Origin of the sequence: Bacteroides sp. PHL 2737, assembly GCF_004115325.2 — a bacterium.
GTDB lineage: Bacteria > Bacteroidota > Bacteroidia > Bacteroidales > Bacteroidaceae > Bacteroides > Bacteroides hominis.
In genome coordinates, this window is record NZ_CP040630.1 from 4077915 (window position 1) to 4094987 (window position 17073).

General features: G+C 44.0%; 12 protein-coding genes and 1 pseudogene. 4 read left to right on the forward strand and 9 right to left on the reverse strand.

Annotation, left to right across the window (positions count from 1 at the left end; translation table 11 throughout):
* Positions 1-11: 11 nt before the first annotated feature.
* The 7 genes from DBK98_RS16890 to DBK98_RS16920 all read right to left on the reverse strand — a co-directional run bounded on the left by DBK98_RS16890 (position 12) and on the right by DBK98_RS16920 (position 6560).
* Positions 12-686, reverse strand: coding sequence for an RnfABCDGE type electron transport complex subunit G (locus DBK98_RS16890; protein WP_005806529.1), 675 nt, complete (start codon positions 684-686; stop codon positions 12-14).
* A complete protein-coding gene (locus DBK98_RS16895; RefSeq protein WP_005778205.1) occupies positions 683-1675 on the reverse strand; it encodes an RnfABCDGE type electron transport complex subunit D in 993 nt (330 codons plus the stop codon). Before DBK98_RS16895 ends, DBK98_RS16890 begins: the two co-directional genes overlap by 4 nt.
* 5 nt (positions 1676-1680) lie before the next feature.
* The gene (gene rsxC, locus DBK98_RS16900; protein ID WP_005806533.1) at positions 1681-3018 is read right to left on the reverse strand and encodes an electron transport complex subunit RsxC; all 1338 of its coding nucleotides are present in this window, start codon (positions 3016-3018) and stop codon (positions 1681-1683) included.
* A 36-nt stretch (positions 3019-3054) separates the two neighbouring features.
* Positions 3055-3927 (reverse strand): Fe-S cluster domain-containing protein, encoded by an 873-nt coding sequence (locus DBK98_RS16905; RefSeq protein ID WP_005778209.1) that lies wholly within the window; start codon positions 3925-3927, stop codon positions 3055-3057.
* Between the two features lie 5 nt (positions 3928-3932).
* A complete protein-coding gene (locus tag DBK98_RS16910) occupies positions 3933-4352 on the reverse strand; it encodes a SoxR reducing system RseC family protein (protein ID WP_005778211.1) in 420 nt (139 codons plus the stop codon).
* Positions 4353-4604: 252 nt separating this feature from the next.
* Positions 4605-5009 carry a hypothetical protein gene (locus DBK98_RS16915; protein WP_032536699.1) on the reverse strand — a complete coding sequence of 135 codons (405 nt, stop codon included), beginning with the start codon at positions 5007-5009 and terminating at the stop codon, positions 4605-4607.
* Positions 5010-5129: 120 nt separating this feature from the next.
* Positions 5130-6560: a DUF3078 domain-containing protein gene (locus DBK98_RS16920; RefSeq protein WP_005806537.1), complete on the reverse strand. Its 1431-nt coding sequence runs from the start codon at positions 6558-6560 to the stop codon at positions 5130-5132.
* Positions 6561-6942: 382 nt separating this feature from the next.
* Between DBK98_RS16920 and DBK98_RS16925 the strand changes: the two genes are divergently transcribed.
* From DBK98_RS16925 to DBK98_RS16940, 4 genes are all read left to right on the forward strand, one after another.
* Positions 6943-8544, forward strand: coding sequence for a CTP synthase (locus tag DBK98_RS16925; RefSeq protein ID WP_022012650.1), 1602 nt, complete (start codon positions 6943-6945; stop codon positions 8542-8544).
* Between the two features lie 47 nt (positions 8545-8591).
* Complete coding sequence (yidC, locus tag DBK98_RS16930) at positions 8592-10448, forward strand: membrane protein insertase YidC (RefSeq protein WP_005778218.1); 1857 nt, start codon at positions 8592-8594, stop codon at positions 10446-10448.
* Positions 10449-10537: 89 nt separating this feature from the next.
* On the forward strand, positions 10538-11869 hold the full coding sequence (locus DBK98_RS16935) for an MATE family efflux transporter (protein ID WP_032536700.1): 1332 nt from the start codon (positions 10538-10540) through the stop codon (positions 11867-11869).
* Positions 11870-11919: 50 nt separating this feature from the next.
* A complete protein-coding gene (locus tag DBK98_RS16940; protein ID WP_032536702.1) occupies positions 11920-14028 on the forward strand; it encodes a S9 family peptidase in 2109 nt (702 codons plus the stop codon).
* A 114-nt stretch (positions 14029-14142) separates the two neighbouring features.
* Here the strand turns inward: DBK98_RS16940 and DBK98_RS16945 are convergent.
* Positions 14143-15720: pseudogene (locus tag DBK98_RS16945) on the reverse strand (IS1182 family transposase); the annotation flags it as partial.
* A 142-nt stretch (positions 15721-15862) separates the two neighbouring features.
* Positions 15863-16858 carry an MBL fold metallo-hydrolase gene (locus tag DBK98_RS16950; protein WP_032537051.1) on the reverse strand — a complete coding sequence of 332 codons (996 nt, stop codon included), beginning with the start codon at positions 16856-16858 and terminating at the stop codon, positions 15863-15865.
* Between the last annotated feature and the right edge of the window lie 215 nt (positions 16859-17073).

Genomic DNA, 17073 nt, shown 5'->3' on the forward strand with positions numbered 1-17073 from the left:
ATACTCCTTTCTTATTTAATAACTACTGAATCGACAATCGCAGTTTCAGACTCCTGTACCGGAGCGGCTTTCTGAGAAGCACCGGTTGTCCCGTTAGTATCGCCATTGCCTTTATAAGCACCATACGCAGCGTTCACGGCATTCAAGAAAGCGCGTGAAGTGATTGTAGAAGCGGTAATAGCATCTACCTGTCCACCATCCTTACTTACCGTTAACGGTTGCTCACCCGGATTCATTCCTTTAATACTACCTTTATTGCCTTCCTTAAACCAATCGGCCGCTTTTGAACCAAGCCCGGGAGTCTCGGCATGTGACAACAATGAATAGTTATAGATTTTGCCTTCGGCATCAAAACCAACCAGTACTTTCAGTTCTCCGCCAAATCCCATCGATTTAGCTTCAACCGCCGTCCCGACCCATTGATCTCCGTTTTTAGCCGGATAAATAATAAAGTCAACAATCTTCTTACCGTCTTTCTCACTAAACATAGTATCACACTCTGCAACCGGATTATTCGTGAATTCGGGTAAGACTTCTTTTAAAGCCTCATTCAGTGTTTTTGCATTTGCTTCTGCAATAGGCCCTTTGGTCAACTCATTCACATAAGCCAGCAGAGCTACCGAAATAGCTGTTACTCCCGTGAGTACCAGCAACATATTTTTCAATGATGATTCTAACTTTTTCATTTCTTCTTCGCTACCTCCCCAAAGCGTTTTGGTTTACAATATGTATTGATTAGCGGAGTGAATGCATTCATAATCAGAATAGCAAATGACATACCTTCCGGATATGCACCGAATAAACGGATAACAACTGTCAGCAAACCGATGCAAACACCATAAATCAGCATACCTTTTTTACTCATCGGAGAAGTCACATAATCAGTCGCCATAAAAATGGCACCCAGCATCAGACCTCCCGAAAGCAACTGGATTACCGGAGAAGCATAAGCTTCCGGATTGGCCAGGTACATAATGCCTGAGAATACAAATACAGTGGCCAGAATAGATACCGGAATATGCCATGTAATGATTCTCTTCCATAACATATAGAGGAGGCCAAAAATCAAAGCTGCTGCACTCACCTCGCCCAAACATCCGCCATTATTGCCAATGAACAAATTCCAGGCATCAGGAAGTTGGCTAAAAGCTGAGGCATCACCATGAACGGCTTGTTTCATCAAGGCTAACGGAGTAGCAGCGGTAGTAGCATCAGTATAGGCAGTCAACTGACCAACCACCGGCCACGAAGTCATTTGCACAGGGAATGATAACAACAGAAACACACGTCCTGCCAATGCCGGGTTAAACGGATTATTTCCCAATCCGCCAAATGACATCTTACCGACACCAATAGCGAATAAAGCACCTAAAATAATGATCCAAATAGGCAGATTCGACGGAAGATTGAATGCCAGCAACACCCCTGTGATGATAGCAGACCCATCACAAATAGTAGTGGTTTCTTTCTTCAGCAAGAACTTACCGATTGCCCATTCAAAAAACAGACAGGCTATCACAGAAGTCGCTGTGACAATCAACGCACCCAGTCCGAAATATACGAGCGAAACGATGAAGGCAGGAATCAGTGCGATCAACACACCGTACATATTTTTCTGTACACTGTCTCCACCATGAACGTGAGGCGATAATGATACGATTAATTTATTTTCCATACTTATTATTTTTTAGCTTGACGTGCACGAATCATGGCACCAACTTTCCCTTTACCCAAACGACAATAGTCGAGTAACGGACGATTGGCAGGACAAGTGAATTGGCAAGAACCGCACTCGATACAATCCATGATTCTTTCTGATTCCATTCTTTCAAATTCTGTGTTCTCGGCCAAAGCGGAAAGCAGATACGGTTCCAGTCCCATCGGACAGGCACTTACACACTTCGCACAACGGATGCAATTTTGTATTTCTCCGCGTTTAGCCTCTTTCCGGTTCATAATCAAAATTCCGGAACTTCCCTTAGCAGTAGGAACATCGGTATTAACCAATGCTTTACCCATCATCGGGCCGCCTCCAATTACCTTTCCGGTGTCTTCGGGCAAACCGCCACAGGCATCAATCAGTTGTTGCATCGGAGTTCCGATACGTGCCAGGAAGTTGGAAGGTTTAGCAACCGATTTACCGGTCACCGTAATCACACGTTCAAACAAAGGCTTATTTTTCTGCACAGCCTGGTATACTGCAAATGCTGTACCTACATTCTGAACAACCGCTCCTGTAGAGATGGGTAGTGCACCACTCGCAACCTGACGTTTGGTTATAGCATCGATCAGCTGCTTCTCACCTCCTTGCGGATATTTCACCTTCAAAGGTACAACCTCGATACCGGCATAACTGGATGCAACTTTTGTCATCAACTCAATAGCATCGGGTTTATTGTTTTCAATACCGATAAATGCCTTATTTACCTTTACGGCTTTCATCAGAATGGAAACTCCTACCATTACCTCTTCGGCATGCTCCAACATCAACTGATGGTCGGCGGTTAAATAAGGCTCACACTCTACAGCGTTTATAATAACACATTCTGCTTTAAATGAAGGAGGCGGACAGAGTTTAACCTGAGTGGGAAAACAAGCTCCTCCCAAACCAACAATACCGGCATCGGCTATCTTCTTCACAATCTCTTCCGAAGTCAATTCGCACTCTTTCACCAGTTCAGGGCTGCGATCGATAGATTCTTCCCATTCGTCCCCGTCTACATCTATAAAAATAGCAGGTTTGGCATAACCACTCGCATCGACGATCGAATCAACCTTAGCGACTTTGCCACTGACAGAAGAGTGAATGGCAGCCGAAACAAAGCCATTGGCTTCGGCTATTTTAGTGCCCACCTTCACCACATCACCTTTTGCCACAATAGGCTTAGCAGGTGCACCGATATGCTGCCCCAAAAGTATCACAGCTTTTGCCGGAACTTCCGCCGTAATAATGGGTTGATGTGCTGACAGTTTATTTTCGTGTGGATGAACACCACCAATTGAAAATGTCTTCAACATACAATTCTGTATTTTATCTGTTTATTACTCGTTTTCTTAAGCTTCAGCTGTTTTAGCAGCTTCGGCAACAGGTGCTTCCTCTTTGGGTTTGCGCGGAGGGAAATTCAACTCGATGATAGTGTTCTGGGGACAAACTTCAACACACTTACGACAAGACTTACATTTGTTGTAGTCAATGTAAGCAAGATTGTTCTCAAGTGTGATTGCTTCAAACGGACAAGTCTTGACACACTTACCACAACCGATGCAACTTACCGTACAAGCTTTACGCGCAACAGCCCCCTTGTCTTTATTGACACAAGATACATATACGCGGCGGGATTTTTTGCCCTTAGCACGAAGTTCGATTATCGCTTTCGGACAAGCTTTGACGCAAGCGCCACAGGCTGTACACTTTTCTTCATCCACTTCAGGAAGTCCTGTTTCGGGATTCATGTGAATAGCATCAAACTGGCAAGCAGCCACACAATCGCCACATCCCAGACACCCATAGCTACAGCCGGTTTCTCCACCATAAAGCGAAGCGGCAATAGCACAACTCTTTGCACCGTCATACATATTTGTACGCGGACGGTTCGTGCAGGTTCCGTTACATCTAACCACTGCCACCATCGGTTCTGCAGTTCCGGCGTCCAGCCCGAGGATCGAAGCAACCTGCGACATCACAGGTTGTCCGCCTACCGGACAAAACTTACCTTCCAGCGAACCGGCTTTGACGCAAGCATCAGCAAATCCGCTGCAACCCGGATAACCACATCCACCGCAGTTAGCCTGAGGCAACACTTCGGATACCTGGGCAATTCGTGGGTCTTCGTACACGGCAAATTTCTTGGAAGCAACATACAATATCGCAGCCAGTACAAGCGCAATAGCTCCCAAAGAAATCACTGCAATCAGAATCAAATTCATAATTTTTAGTTATTTATTGGTTTTATAGTAAAAGAAAATTTTTGTTTCAACCGAGTTCTGTTCAGCCATATTATATAATAATAAGGAACAAGCACCGCTAAAGCAGCAAGCGCTCCATATAGTTCACTATGAAGAACTGTCTTGAAAACGAAAAGGCCGAGAATTAAAAGAAAGAGAGGAATAACAAAGGCCAGAAATACAGCCTGCATACCCATGGAAGTAGCACCAATAATTGTCACCTCGTCACCTACCTTCCATACAGATGAAGTGTCGGTAATCTCAATTACCTTCTCTTTGCTATCTGCCGAAGAGCAATGTCCCTTGACACTGCAAGTTGAGCAGGCCGATGTTTGGATGATCCTCACAGAAACCTGAGAACCACTTATGTTTTCCACAATACCTTGATGAGTTATTATATTAGTCATTTTGCAAACTGCACATTACAAATTGCGGCAAATTTAAGCATAAGTTTGAGAACTACGAAGTATTTGAATGTTTTTTATAGCGCAATAAGAGTTCTTTTTGAAGTATTTTTTTACTCCATTAATCAGGAGTAGAAACAGAAAAAGCAGGCTTTTTGCCTGCTTTACTGCTAAATTGTTATCATCCTCCGATATTTTAAAATAAATTAGAAACAGAAACCGATTCTTTTATCACTTTCTGTTCATTTCCTTATTTTACATCTTCAAACATTCATTTATCTCAATCATCCGAATCAAATCTGTCCGTTGAATGGAAAAAGTGCTGCTTTCTTTCTGAACATACTTCAGTAAAGTGAGCCCATCCTGGCGCAGTTTAGACTTTTGCAAAATATTAGACTCCATCTCATCCGAAATCTTCAGCAGGGTCATGGCAGCCAGTTCTATCTTTCCCATCCGGTTAGGATCTCCTTCATAATGGTCAATCAGTTCATCCGGATTCATACTCTGCAACTGCCCCTGAGGAAGTCCTAAAATCTGTCGTGTAAGACAGTCGTACTCTGTCCATTCATCCTTACGAAACTTCTTTTTATTCAAAATCATATTAACAATTAATGAAATGATTTCCTGAATCATTCGTATCAGATAATCTTGTTTAATCATAAGGCACTTTCTTTAAGTATAACATTTTAATTACAGCGATGAAATTTGCACTACCGGAAACAACAGAGCCGACTGAAAACTCCAGCCGGCCCCATATTTATCTTTGTGTCAACTATTCCTTTACCATTTATAGTTCAGACCAAAACTGAGCAACTCTTTCAACTGGAAATAACTGCTACCGGTGGTCGGCTTTGCACTGTCATCAAAGCGTGCATGCACAAAAAGCTTAGTAGAAAGATAACGGTTCAATACAAAATTGAAAGTATTTTCCCACTCAATGCGTACCCATTTATAGTTAGTCAGATAGTTCAGACGGGAATCGACTACAATGGACGGAATAATGGTCCATGAAATGGTAGGTTGTACCTGTGCACCAAAGTCATTCTTTGAACATTTACCTTTATCCAGTCCGAACTTGGTTTCGTCCACATTTTTGTTACCAATATAACGAAGGTTATAGGTCAATGGAGACATGAATACGGAAAGGTTGAATTTTTTCTTTTTCAGCTTATAATCCATACCGACACTGACAATCACATCGGCAGGAGCAAGGAAAGCAGCAACCAGTTCTTCACTGTTAGCCTTATAACCTTTAACAAACTGAGTCTTAAACTCACCGGTGATAGTATAGTACCAATTATGTGCAGCCTGGATACCTAATTTGGAATACAAGCGCAACTGGTCGGTATTGACCAGATACTTATGATATTCATCCGATGGAGAAGAGTTGAATCCTAATTTAGCCTCCAACAGATTCTCAAACTGCACTTTCTCACGGTCATTGTAATTGGCAAACAACTGTAAATTAGCCATTACAGCATTGTTACTCTCACCACCTTTATACCAGTTGTCCGATATATAGTTCTGAGTAATTTGAAGCGAACCGTTACCTCCCGTCACCCACCAGTTAGGTTTCGAAATTACCATTTCTGCTTCACCTACATTCTCTTCTACCTTATCTGCACGGAACAGGCTTTTCACTTCCGTCTTCGGAATTTCAATCTTTTTATCGCCATGATACAATTTGCGGCTCATTATATGATCTTCGGTAGTAACAACCAAATTGGGATGGTTCAGGTATAAATCCATCAAAGCAGCATCTACCAGCCGGGCCGATCTCTTGATTTTGGTAAACTGCAAAGTGTCACACGGTGACAACTGCTCATTAAGGGAAGGCGCAGTAAAAGGCTCTTTAAATTTCCAGCGCATAGTAGAATATTCCGCAATAGGCGAATAATAATAAGTTAGCGGAACAAACAGGCGGTAATAATCCGGATCTGTTTTCACATAACGCATAGGTACTGAAGGATCATTGAGGTATTCCAACTCTCCTATATAATTATTATATAAGATGGACACTGTATCCATCTTGGGCTTCGGACCATCCAGATTCAGTTTCAGGAGAAGGTACTGCTGAAGCACCTCGGAAAGTGTATCAGCTTTCACTTCATTTTGCACTGTCTCGGAAACCGGTTTTATCGTCTTCTGCGCCATCACTGACGAAGAAAACAGGATTGCAAATGCTAATGTTGAGATGTGACTAGTCTTCATTTTTATAACAAATTTGAGGGCAAATTTACATTAAATAGTTTAGATTACATAAAATTCGCTCATTTTTAATAGGAATAACCGATCAAACGGATCGATGAAACAACCGATCTGTTTTACCGGAATTTGTATGGCATGCATGAGCTACACGGATTTATCCTGTAGACAGGTTTATGCTACTTATGCTACCAGACGGATAAAGCCCCATTCATCCGTTAGAGGCATACAACTTTTTGTCGTCCAAACATTTCGGAACCCGGAATTGCATTTTTTAATAAATTTGTTTTGTAGAAAGCATCCGTTCTTCCCCATTTTTTTGTAATTTTGCGGTTTTTAAGATTCAAATCAAACGATTTAGAAACAAATTATTAAAACAGTTATAGCTGTGGGAGAAACAAAGTATATTTTCGTAACCGGTGGTGTTGCCTCTTCTTTAGGAAAAGGTATCATTTCATCTTCCATCGGTAAATTGCTGCAAGCAAGAGGTTATAAAGTAACTATCCAAAAGTTTGACCCGTACATCAACATTGACCCGGGAACATTGAACCCTTATGAACACGGAGAATGCTACGTGACTGTAGACGGCCATGAAGCCGACCTTGACTTAGGACACTACGAACGTTTCCTGGGCATCCAGACTACAAAGGCCAACAATATCACGACAGGCCGTATCTATAAGAGCGTCATTGATAAAGAACGCCGTGGAGACTATCTGGGAAAAACCATTCAAGTCATTCCCCACATCACGGATGAAATCAAGCGTAACGTCAAGTTGCTGGGCAACAAGTATAAGTTCGACTTTGTAATTACAGAAATCGGAGGCACGGTAGGTGACATCGAGTCCTTGCCTTATCTGGAAAGTATCCGTCAGTTGAAATGGGAGTTGGGACAGAATGCGTTGTGCGTGCATTTAACTTATGTACCTTTCCTGTCTGCCGCTCAAGAACTGAAAACCAAACCGACCCAACACTCTGTAAAAGAATTGCAGTCACTCGGAGTGCAACCGGATATTCTGGTGCTTCGTACCGAACATGACCTGAACGCCAACCTGCGTAAGAAAGTGGCATTGTTCTGTAATGTTGCCGAGAATGCGGTCGTTCAGTCAATCGATGCTTCAACTATATATGAAGTACCCCTGTTGATGCAGGAACAAGGCTTGGACGAAACCATACTTCAGAAGATGGGCTTACCTGTGGGCGAACGTCCGCCGTTGGGACCTTGGAAAGACTTCCTGAACCGTCGTGCTAATGCTACCGAAACGGTGACTATTGCAATGGTAGGTAAATACGTTGAACTGCAGGATGCGTATAAGTCTATCCTGGAATCACTGTCACAGGCTGCCACTTATAATGACCGTAAAGTTAAAATAGAATATGTATCATCCGAACACCTCACTCCGGACAATGTGGACGAACAGCTGGGACATGTAGACGGAGTAGTTATCTGTCCGGGATTCGGTTCACGTGGTATCGAAGGTAAGTTCATAGCTGCCAAGTACACCCGCGAACATAACATTCCGACTTTTGGTATCTGCCTGGGTATGCAATGCATGGCCATCGAATTTGCCCGCAACGTACTGGGTTATGCCGATGCCAATTCTATTGAAATGGACGAAAAGACCAAACATAACGTTATCGACATCATGGAAGAGCAGAAGGCCATCACCAATATGGGAGGTACAATGCGTCTGGGTGCTTACGAATGCGTCTTGAAAAAAGACTCTAAAGTATACGAAGCTTATAAACAAGAACATATTCAGGAGCGTCATCGCCACCGTTACGAATTCAACAACGACTATCGCAAGCAATTCGAAGAGGCCGGCATGAAATGTGTAGGTATCAATCCGGAATCGGACCTGGTAGAGATTGTAGAGATCCCTACATTGAAATGGTACATCGGAACGCAGTTCCATCCGGAATACAGCAGTACGGTGCTACACCCGCATCCGTTGTTCGTATCGTTCATTAAGGCTGCAATCGATAAGTAAAATCACTATCGTATAGATTATTAATCATTAATCACTAAAACAAGAGAATGGATAAAAACACCATCACAGGCCTCGTTTTAATAGGTATATTACTGGTAGGATTCAGTTTTCTGAGCCGTCCCAGCGAGGAGCAAATAGCCGCCCAGAAGCGGTATTATGACTCTATAGCCGTGGTACAGCAGCAAGAAGAAGCACTGAAAGCCAAAACCGAAGCTGCACTGGCTAACGAAAAAGAGGAAACAGCCGCCGATTCGGCATCTCTCTTCTTCAATGCCACCCAAGGTAAAGAGGCGTTTACTACTATCCAGAACAATTTGGTAGAAATCACTCTGGATAACAAAGGCGGCCGCGTTTACTCTGCCCTGTTGAAAAACTACATGGGACAAGATAAGAAACCGGTTGTGTTGTTCAACGGCAGCGATGCTTCCATGAACTTCAACTTCTACAATAAGAAGGGTGCCCTCCAGACAAAAGACTTCTATTTCGAAGCAGTCAATAAAACAGACAGCAGTGTTACGATGCGTCTGGCCGCCGACAGTGCCAGCTATATCGACTTTATTTATACACTGAAACCGGATAATTATCTGATGAGCTTTGTGATTAAAGCAACAGGTATGGAAGGCAAATTGGCTGCTACTACAAACTATGTGGACATCTCGTGGTCACAACGTGCCCGCCAGATCGAGAAAGGATATACTTACGAGAACCGTTTGGCAGACCTCACCTACAAATATACAGGTGATGATGTGGACAACCTTTCGGCAAGTAAAGACGATGAAAAGTCAGTACCGGAGCGTCTGGACTGGATTGCTTTCAAAAACCAGTTCTTCTCTTCTGTATTCATTGCAGAACAGGATTTCGAAAAGACTACGGTCAGATCGAAAATGGAGAAACAGGGAAGTGGCTACATCAAAGATTACTCGGCTGAAATGAGTACGTTCTTCGATCCTACCGGTAAGCAACCGACCGACATGTATTTCTACTTCGGCCCGAACCACTATAAAACACTGACCGCATTGGACAAGGGACGTGAAGAGAAATGGGAACTCAACAACCTGGTATATCTGGGTTGGCCGTTGATTCGATGGATCAACAAATGGATCACCATCAACGTGTTCGACTGGTTGTCAGGTTGGGGATTAGGCATGGGTGTCGTACTGTTGCTATTGACAATTATGGTGAAAGTTGTGGTTTTTCCGGCAACCTGGAAGACTTATATGTCATCGGCCAAGATGCGTGTACTGAAACCAAAAATTGACGAGATCAATAAGAAATATCCCAAGCAGGAAGATGCGATGAAGAAACAGCAAGAGGTAATGGGACTATACAGTCAATACGGTGTAAGCCCGATGGGCGGCTGTTTGCCGATGCTTGTTCAATTCCCTATCCTGATGGCATTGTTCATGTTTGTGCCGAGCGCTATCGAACTCCGCCAGCAGAGTTTCCTTTGGGCGGACGACTTATCGACCTACGACGCATTCATCACTTTCCCGTTCCATATTCCGTTCTTGGGTAATCACCTCAGCTTGTTCTGCCTGCTGATGACCATTACCAATATCCTGAACACGAAGTACACGATGCAGCAGCAGGATACAGGTGCCCAGCCGCAAATGGCAGCAATGAAGTGGATGATGTATCTGATGCCGATTATGTTCCTCTTCGTTTTGAACGACTATCCTTCGGGATTGAACTATTACTACTTCATTTCGACTTTGATCAGTGTGGTAACCATGATCATACTGCGCCGGACAACTGACGAAGACAAGTTGCTCGCCGATCTGGAAGCAAAGAAAAAAGATCCGAAGCAAATGAAGAAGACCGGATTTGCCGCACGTCTGGAAGCCATGCAGAAACAGCAGGAACAGATGGCAAAAGAACGGGCTAATAAGCAGAATAAGCGATAAGAAATAAAAATTAGCTTAAAGACCGAAGAGCCGGGCAAGCAGTATATGTTTGTCCGGCTTTTTTTCCCTTTTATAGAATATATAAAAACATGACTACCAAATACACATACAAAGAGATATGGCTCATAGCCTACCCTATCCTGATCAGCCTGATCATGGAACAATTAATAGGTATGACAGACACTGCCTTCCTGGGACGGGTAGGCGAAATAGAACTGGGGGCCTCGGCCATCGCAGGCGTATATTATCTGGCCATTTTCATGATGGCGTTCGGATTCAGCATCGGAGCACAAATCCTGATAGCCCGGCGAAACGGCGAGCAACAATACCGCACCATCGGACCGATATTCTATCAGGGGGTCTATTTTTTGCTGGCATTGGCAATAGTGGCATTTACCCTTTCTTTATGCTTCTCTCCTCATTTGCTGAAACTGGTTATCAGTTCGCAGCACATTTATGACGCGTCCATCAGCTACATCAACTGGAGAGTTTTTGGTTTCTTTTTCTCTTTCGTCGGCGTGATGTTCCGGGCATTTTTTGTAGGTACCACACAGACCAAGACCCTGACATTGAATTCAATCGTAATGGTATTGTCCAACATAGTATTCAACTATATCCTGATATTCGGTAAGTTCGGCTTCCCCGCATTAGGTATTGCCGGAGCTGCTATCGGGTCGTCACTGGCCGAAATGGTATCGGTCATCTTCTTCATCGTCTATACCTGGAAGCGGATAGACTGTAAGAAGTATGCACTGAACCAGCTTCCCAGTTTCCAACCGGAAACATTAAAACGAATATTAAACGTATCTTTTTGGACTATGATCCAAAATTTCTTCTCACTATCCACCTGGTTCATGTTCTTCCTTTTTGTGGAACATCTGGGCGAACGCGCACTGGCCATTACGAACATTATCCGCAACGTATCGGGTATTCCGTTTATGGTTGCGATGGCATTTGCCACCACATGCGGTTCACTGGTGAGCAACCTGATAGGCGCAGGAGAAATTAAAAGCGTACCCGGAACTATCCGGCAGCATGTACGCATCGGCTATGTTTTTGTATTACCTCTGATACTGTTCTTCGCCCTCTTCCCCGATCTGGTGTTAAGTATCTATACAGATATACCGGATCTGAAAGAGGCTTCCATCCCCTCGTTATGGGTATTATGTTCCGCCTATCTGATATTGGTCCCGGCCAATGTTTATTTCCAGGCGGTATCCGGAACGGGCAATACACGTACGGCACTGGGATTAGAACTCTGCGTGCTGGCTGTCTATCTGGCTTATATCACGTATGTCATCCTCTATCTGAGAGTAGACGTAGCCTTCTGCTGGACTACAGAGCATTTATACGGAATCTGTATCCTGACTCTGTCGTACATCTATATAAAGAAAGGAAACTGGCAAAAAAAGCAGATTTGACCTGATTTTTGCTTATCTTCGCAACTCAAATAATCAATTATTAAAAACTTATGAGACAAGTAAACCTATTTATTATGTCGGCAACAATGATGTTAGCATCCTGTGGCGGAACCAAGGATGCAGGCAAAACGGACCAGGCGCTGATCGGAAAATCCGATATCAAAATCGAGGGGAAGCGGATGACTCCCGAAGCACTCTGGGCAATGGGACGTATCGGCGGACTCTCTGTATCGCCCGATGGAAAGCAGATAGCCTATACAGTGGCTTACTACAGTGTACCCGAAAACAAAAGCAACCGGGAAGTTTTTGTGATGAACGCAGACGGAACCGACAACCGGCAAATCACTCACACTCCTTTTCAGGAAAATGAAGTGACTTGGGCAACGGACGGAAGCAAACTGCTTTTCCTGAGCAACGACAACGGCAGCAGCCAACTGTACGAAATGAACCCCGACGGTAGCGGACGCAAACAGATTTCCAATTATGACGGGGATATCGAAGGATATTCCATCTCGCCGGACGGCAAGAAGATACTGTTCATCGCCCAAGTAAAGACTGTTAAAAGCACGGCTGACAAATATCCTGACCTGGACAAAGCAACCGGCATCATCATCACCGACCTGATGTACAAACATTGGGATGAATGGGTGACAACTGCCCCCCACCCCTTTATCGCCGATTTCGATGGCAAGTCGGTAACCAACATCGTAGACGTGCTGGAAGGTGAGCCTTACGAAAGTCCGATGAAACCATGGGGAGGTATCGAACAACTGGCATGGAACACGACCTCGGATAAAGTGGCTTATACCTGTCGAAAGAAAACGGGACTGGCTTATGCCATTTCTACCAACTCGGATATCTATGTATACGACCTCAATACCAAGAAAACAATAAATATCACCGAAGGTATGATGGGTTATGATACTAATCCGCAATATTCTCCGGATGGAAAGAGCATCGCCTGGCAAAGTATGGAGCGTGATGGTTACGAAGCAGACCAGAACCGTCTCTTCATCATGAATCTGGAAACCGGAGAAAAACGTTTTGCCAGCAAAGCGTTCGATTCGAATGTAGATGCATTCGTATGGAGCCAGGATGCCAAGACGATCTATTTCACCGGTGTATGGCATGGTGAAACTCAAATCTACTCACTCGATCTGACCAATGATTCTGTACGTCCTGTCACTTCGGGTATGTACGACTATGAAGGCGTTGCCCTCTTCGGTGATAAACTGATCGCCAAACGTCACTCTATGAGCATGGGAGATGAAATTTATGCCGTTTCCCTGGATGGGCAGACAACACAACTGACTCAAGAGAACAAGCAGATCTACGATCAGATAGAGATGGGCAAAGTTGAAGGACGCTGGATGAAAACGACAGATGGTAAAGAAATGCTGACATGGGTCATCTATCCGCCCCAGTTCGATCCGAATAAGAAATATCCGACACTGCTCTTCTGCGAAGGCGGTCCACAGAGCCCGGTAAGCCAATTCTGGAGTTATCGCTGGAACATGCAGATTATGGCTGCCAACGGCTATATCGTTGTAGCACCGAACCGCCGCGGACTTCCCGGTTTCGGAGTGGAATGGAACGAAGCTATCAGCGGAGATTACGGTGGCCAATGCATGAAGGATTATTTCACGGCAATCGACGAAATGGCAAAAGAACCTTTCGTTGACAAAGACCACCTGGGCTGTGTGGGTGCCAGCTTCGGAGGATTCTCCGTCTACTGGCTGGCAGGACATCACGACAAACGTTTCAAAGCCTTCATTGCCCACGATGGTATCTTCAACATGGAGATGCAATACCTGGAGACAGAAGAGAAATGGTTTGCCAATTGGGATATGGGAGGCGCATACTGGGAAAAGCAGAATCCGGTTGCCCAGCGCACTTTTGCGAACTCTCCGCACTTGTTCGTCGAAAAATGGGATACCCCGATTCTTTGCATCCACGGTGAGAAGGATTACCGTATCCTTGCCAATCAGGCCATGGCTGCGTTCGACGCTGCCGTAATGCGTGGCGTACCGGCTGAACTGCTTATTTATCCAGACGAGAACCACTGGGTGTTGAAACCGCAAAACGGTGTGTTGTGGCAACGCACTTTCTTCGAATGGCTGGACAAATGGTTGAAACCAAACACTACAGATTCCAAATAAAGGCTCTGTTCTGCTAAAATAAAGAGGGTGTCCGAAAAGGGTACCCTCTAACTTTTTTCTTTTTTTGTGATTTATCCAACAACTTATAAAAATGCCCCTCATGAAACTCAATTTTCTCCCTTTATCAGTCTTATAATCCTTTCCATCCCTCCCTTTCTTAGCCTTTTTCTGCTTGCAGATCATTTTTCCGATGTTAAATGCAATAGCCAATATTCCAAAGTCCATGACAATCTTCTCCAAGCCTTTATGCCTGAACCTCTTGTACTCTTTATTCCATTTTATTTGCCCGAAGACCGCTTCCACCTCCACCGGTCTTTTGCTCCTATGTTCAAGCCCTTTTGATGAAGTGAGTTTCTCACGTGCCAGTTGCTTGTACCGCCTTAATTTATGATTCACCTTGATCTCCCTGTTTCCTCTCCCTTTGTGACATTTATTTTGTAGGGGACATCCCTGACAGTTCTTAGCACGGTAAACACTTATTTCACTTTCATATCCATTATCATTGACAGCCTTTATCGTGTAGGCAAATTTCATATACTGTCCCATCGGACATACAAAGTAATCTTCCGGTTCGTTATAATACAAATTATCTTGTTTGGAGATGTCACATTTCCATTTTTTTGTTTGTTCCATATGAAAATAATTATATTTCACATAAGCGCTTATACCGAAGCGTTCCATAAACTCATAATTTTCCTCACTTCCATATCCGGCATCCGCACAAACCTCTTTCATGAACCGGCAGTATCTCATCCGGCCATACAATAGAAATGAAATCAACGTCAACGTATCACCCGGATTGTGATAGAAAGCATAGTTTGTTATGAACTGGTTTTCCGTGGATATCTGTAGATTATATCCCGGTTTAAGCTGACCGTTCCTCATGTGGTCTTCTTTCATGCGCATAAAAGTCGCATCAGGATCTGTTTTGGAATAGCTGTTTCTTTCCCCCATTATTTCCAAGTGTTTCTCATATTCCTGCAGCTTAGGTAAGTACTCCTCATTAAGCTTTTTAATCTGACGAAGTTCACGTTTATTGCGGTTCTCCAGATTAATGGCATCTATTTTTTCTTTCAGAGCATGGCTGTCAATAGGAAGAGTTGATTCTCCAGGAGCGGTGTTGTCACCGAGAATACCCTCATCAATTTGAGAAAGTATACATTGAATCTTATTTTCCAGACGATCCTTATACTTTTCCACACTTTTGCGCCAGACGAAAGTATAACGGTTGGCTGCCGACTCCATCTTGGTCCCGTCGATATATTGTTTTTCCAGGCTGATATATCCCAACTCAACAAGCATGAGCACAATCTGAGTGAACAAACTGTGGATACAACTCTTCAAACGCTTGCTGCGGAAATCATTGATGGTACGGAAGTCGGGAGTGGACTTGCCCGAAAGCCACATGTAAAGGATGTTCTCCTGAAGTAGACGTGCTATCTTACGACAAGAGTACACATTGTTCAGGTAGGCGAAGAACAACACTTTCAAAAGCATGCGGGGATAATAAGCAGGACAACCACCACCCTTATAAGTAGATAACAACGGACTGATGTCAAGCTTATCAACAATCTGGTTGACAAGCCGGACCGGAGCATCCGAAGAAATATTTTCATCAAGACGGCAAGGAAATAAGGAATCCATACCTTGAGAATACTCCTTAAATTGTATATTTGCACTATCGATTAACATGCTCTAAGATAAACATTTTAGAGCAAATTAAAAAGTCCGAGCTTGGGAAAGTTCGGACTTTTACATAAAAAAAGAGGGTACCCTTTTCGGACACCCTCTTTATTTTAGCAGAACAGAGTGTCCGTTTACTCCTTCGGAAAGCTTACATCCGCTTCAACTTGACAATCTCTCCAAGTACCGGAATATACACGTCTATCCTACGTTTCTTTGCTTCGGCAGCAAAAACCTGCGGAGGGTCATGCAGAGGTTCGTCCGACAAGTCGAACGTACCATAATGCATCGGAATGGTAAGAGCTGCTTTCATATCGGTGGACGCTGTCAGTGCATCGTATGGTGAAATGTGATTGGGCTGCATAAACCAACGCGGCTTATAAGCACCGATACCCACCAAAGCATAATCGGGTGTCCCGAATAGCTCGGGTATCTCACGGAAATGCCTGGAATATCCGGTATCGCCACTGTAATAGATGGAGATGCCGTCACCCTGTACCATAAACGCTCCCCACAGCCTTCGTCCTCCGTCACGCACCGAACGCTTGCTCCAATGCTGGGCAGGAAGAAAAGTAATCTTCAACCTGTCATCTTCTATCTGTTGGTACCATCCGGCCTCCGTTACCTCAAGCTCCGGAAACCAACTCTTTATCAATTCACCGGTACCCAACCCACAGAAAAGTTTCATCCGGGGATTGTTCTTCACCAGCCGGGCTACACTTTGCTTATCCAAATGGTCGAAATGGTCGTGACTGATAAGCAGGTAATCTATATTGGTAAAAATATCGGGGTTTGCCGGAAAATCACTCTGACGTTTGACAAAAGGGATATCTCCAAAAACAGGATCGAACATGACACGTTTTCCTGCCAATTGAAGGAAGAAGGAGTTATGCCCCAGCCATATCAGCGAATTACCGACCACCCCTTCCAATGAACGCAGATAACTCATCCGGGGATTCCACTTCACACTCTTCTTCTCTTTCCGCTGCGGATTGGGGGAAAGGCGCCATTTCAAGACACTTCCCATCCCGGGACGAAAACGATGCTGGCGATTGACAAACTTTCCTCTCACCACAGGATTACCCCGCCAATGCGGGTTTACCGTTGCCAGTCTTTCATTTCTTCTGAAACATATATGCTCGCCCATACACTTATATACTTTTTTCGTTGTGTAACAAACAAAAATAACAAAAGATTTGTGTATAGTCGCAGAATAAGACATTTTTTTAACTTAAAAAGATCACCCTCACGTCAAACAGGATTGTAACGTGAGGGGTAATCTTCGCAAGCGTCATCCGTATGCAGTATGGCGAGTACGACCAGCATCGCTCTCTACAAGCCAATGCTACCGATAAATAAATA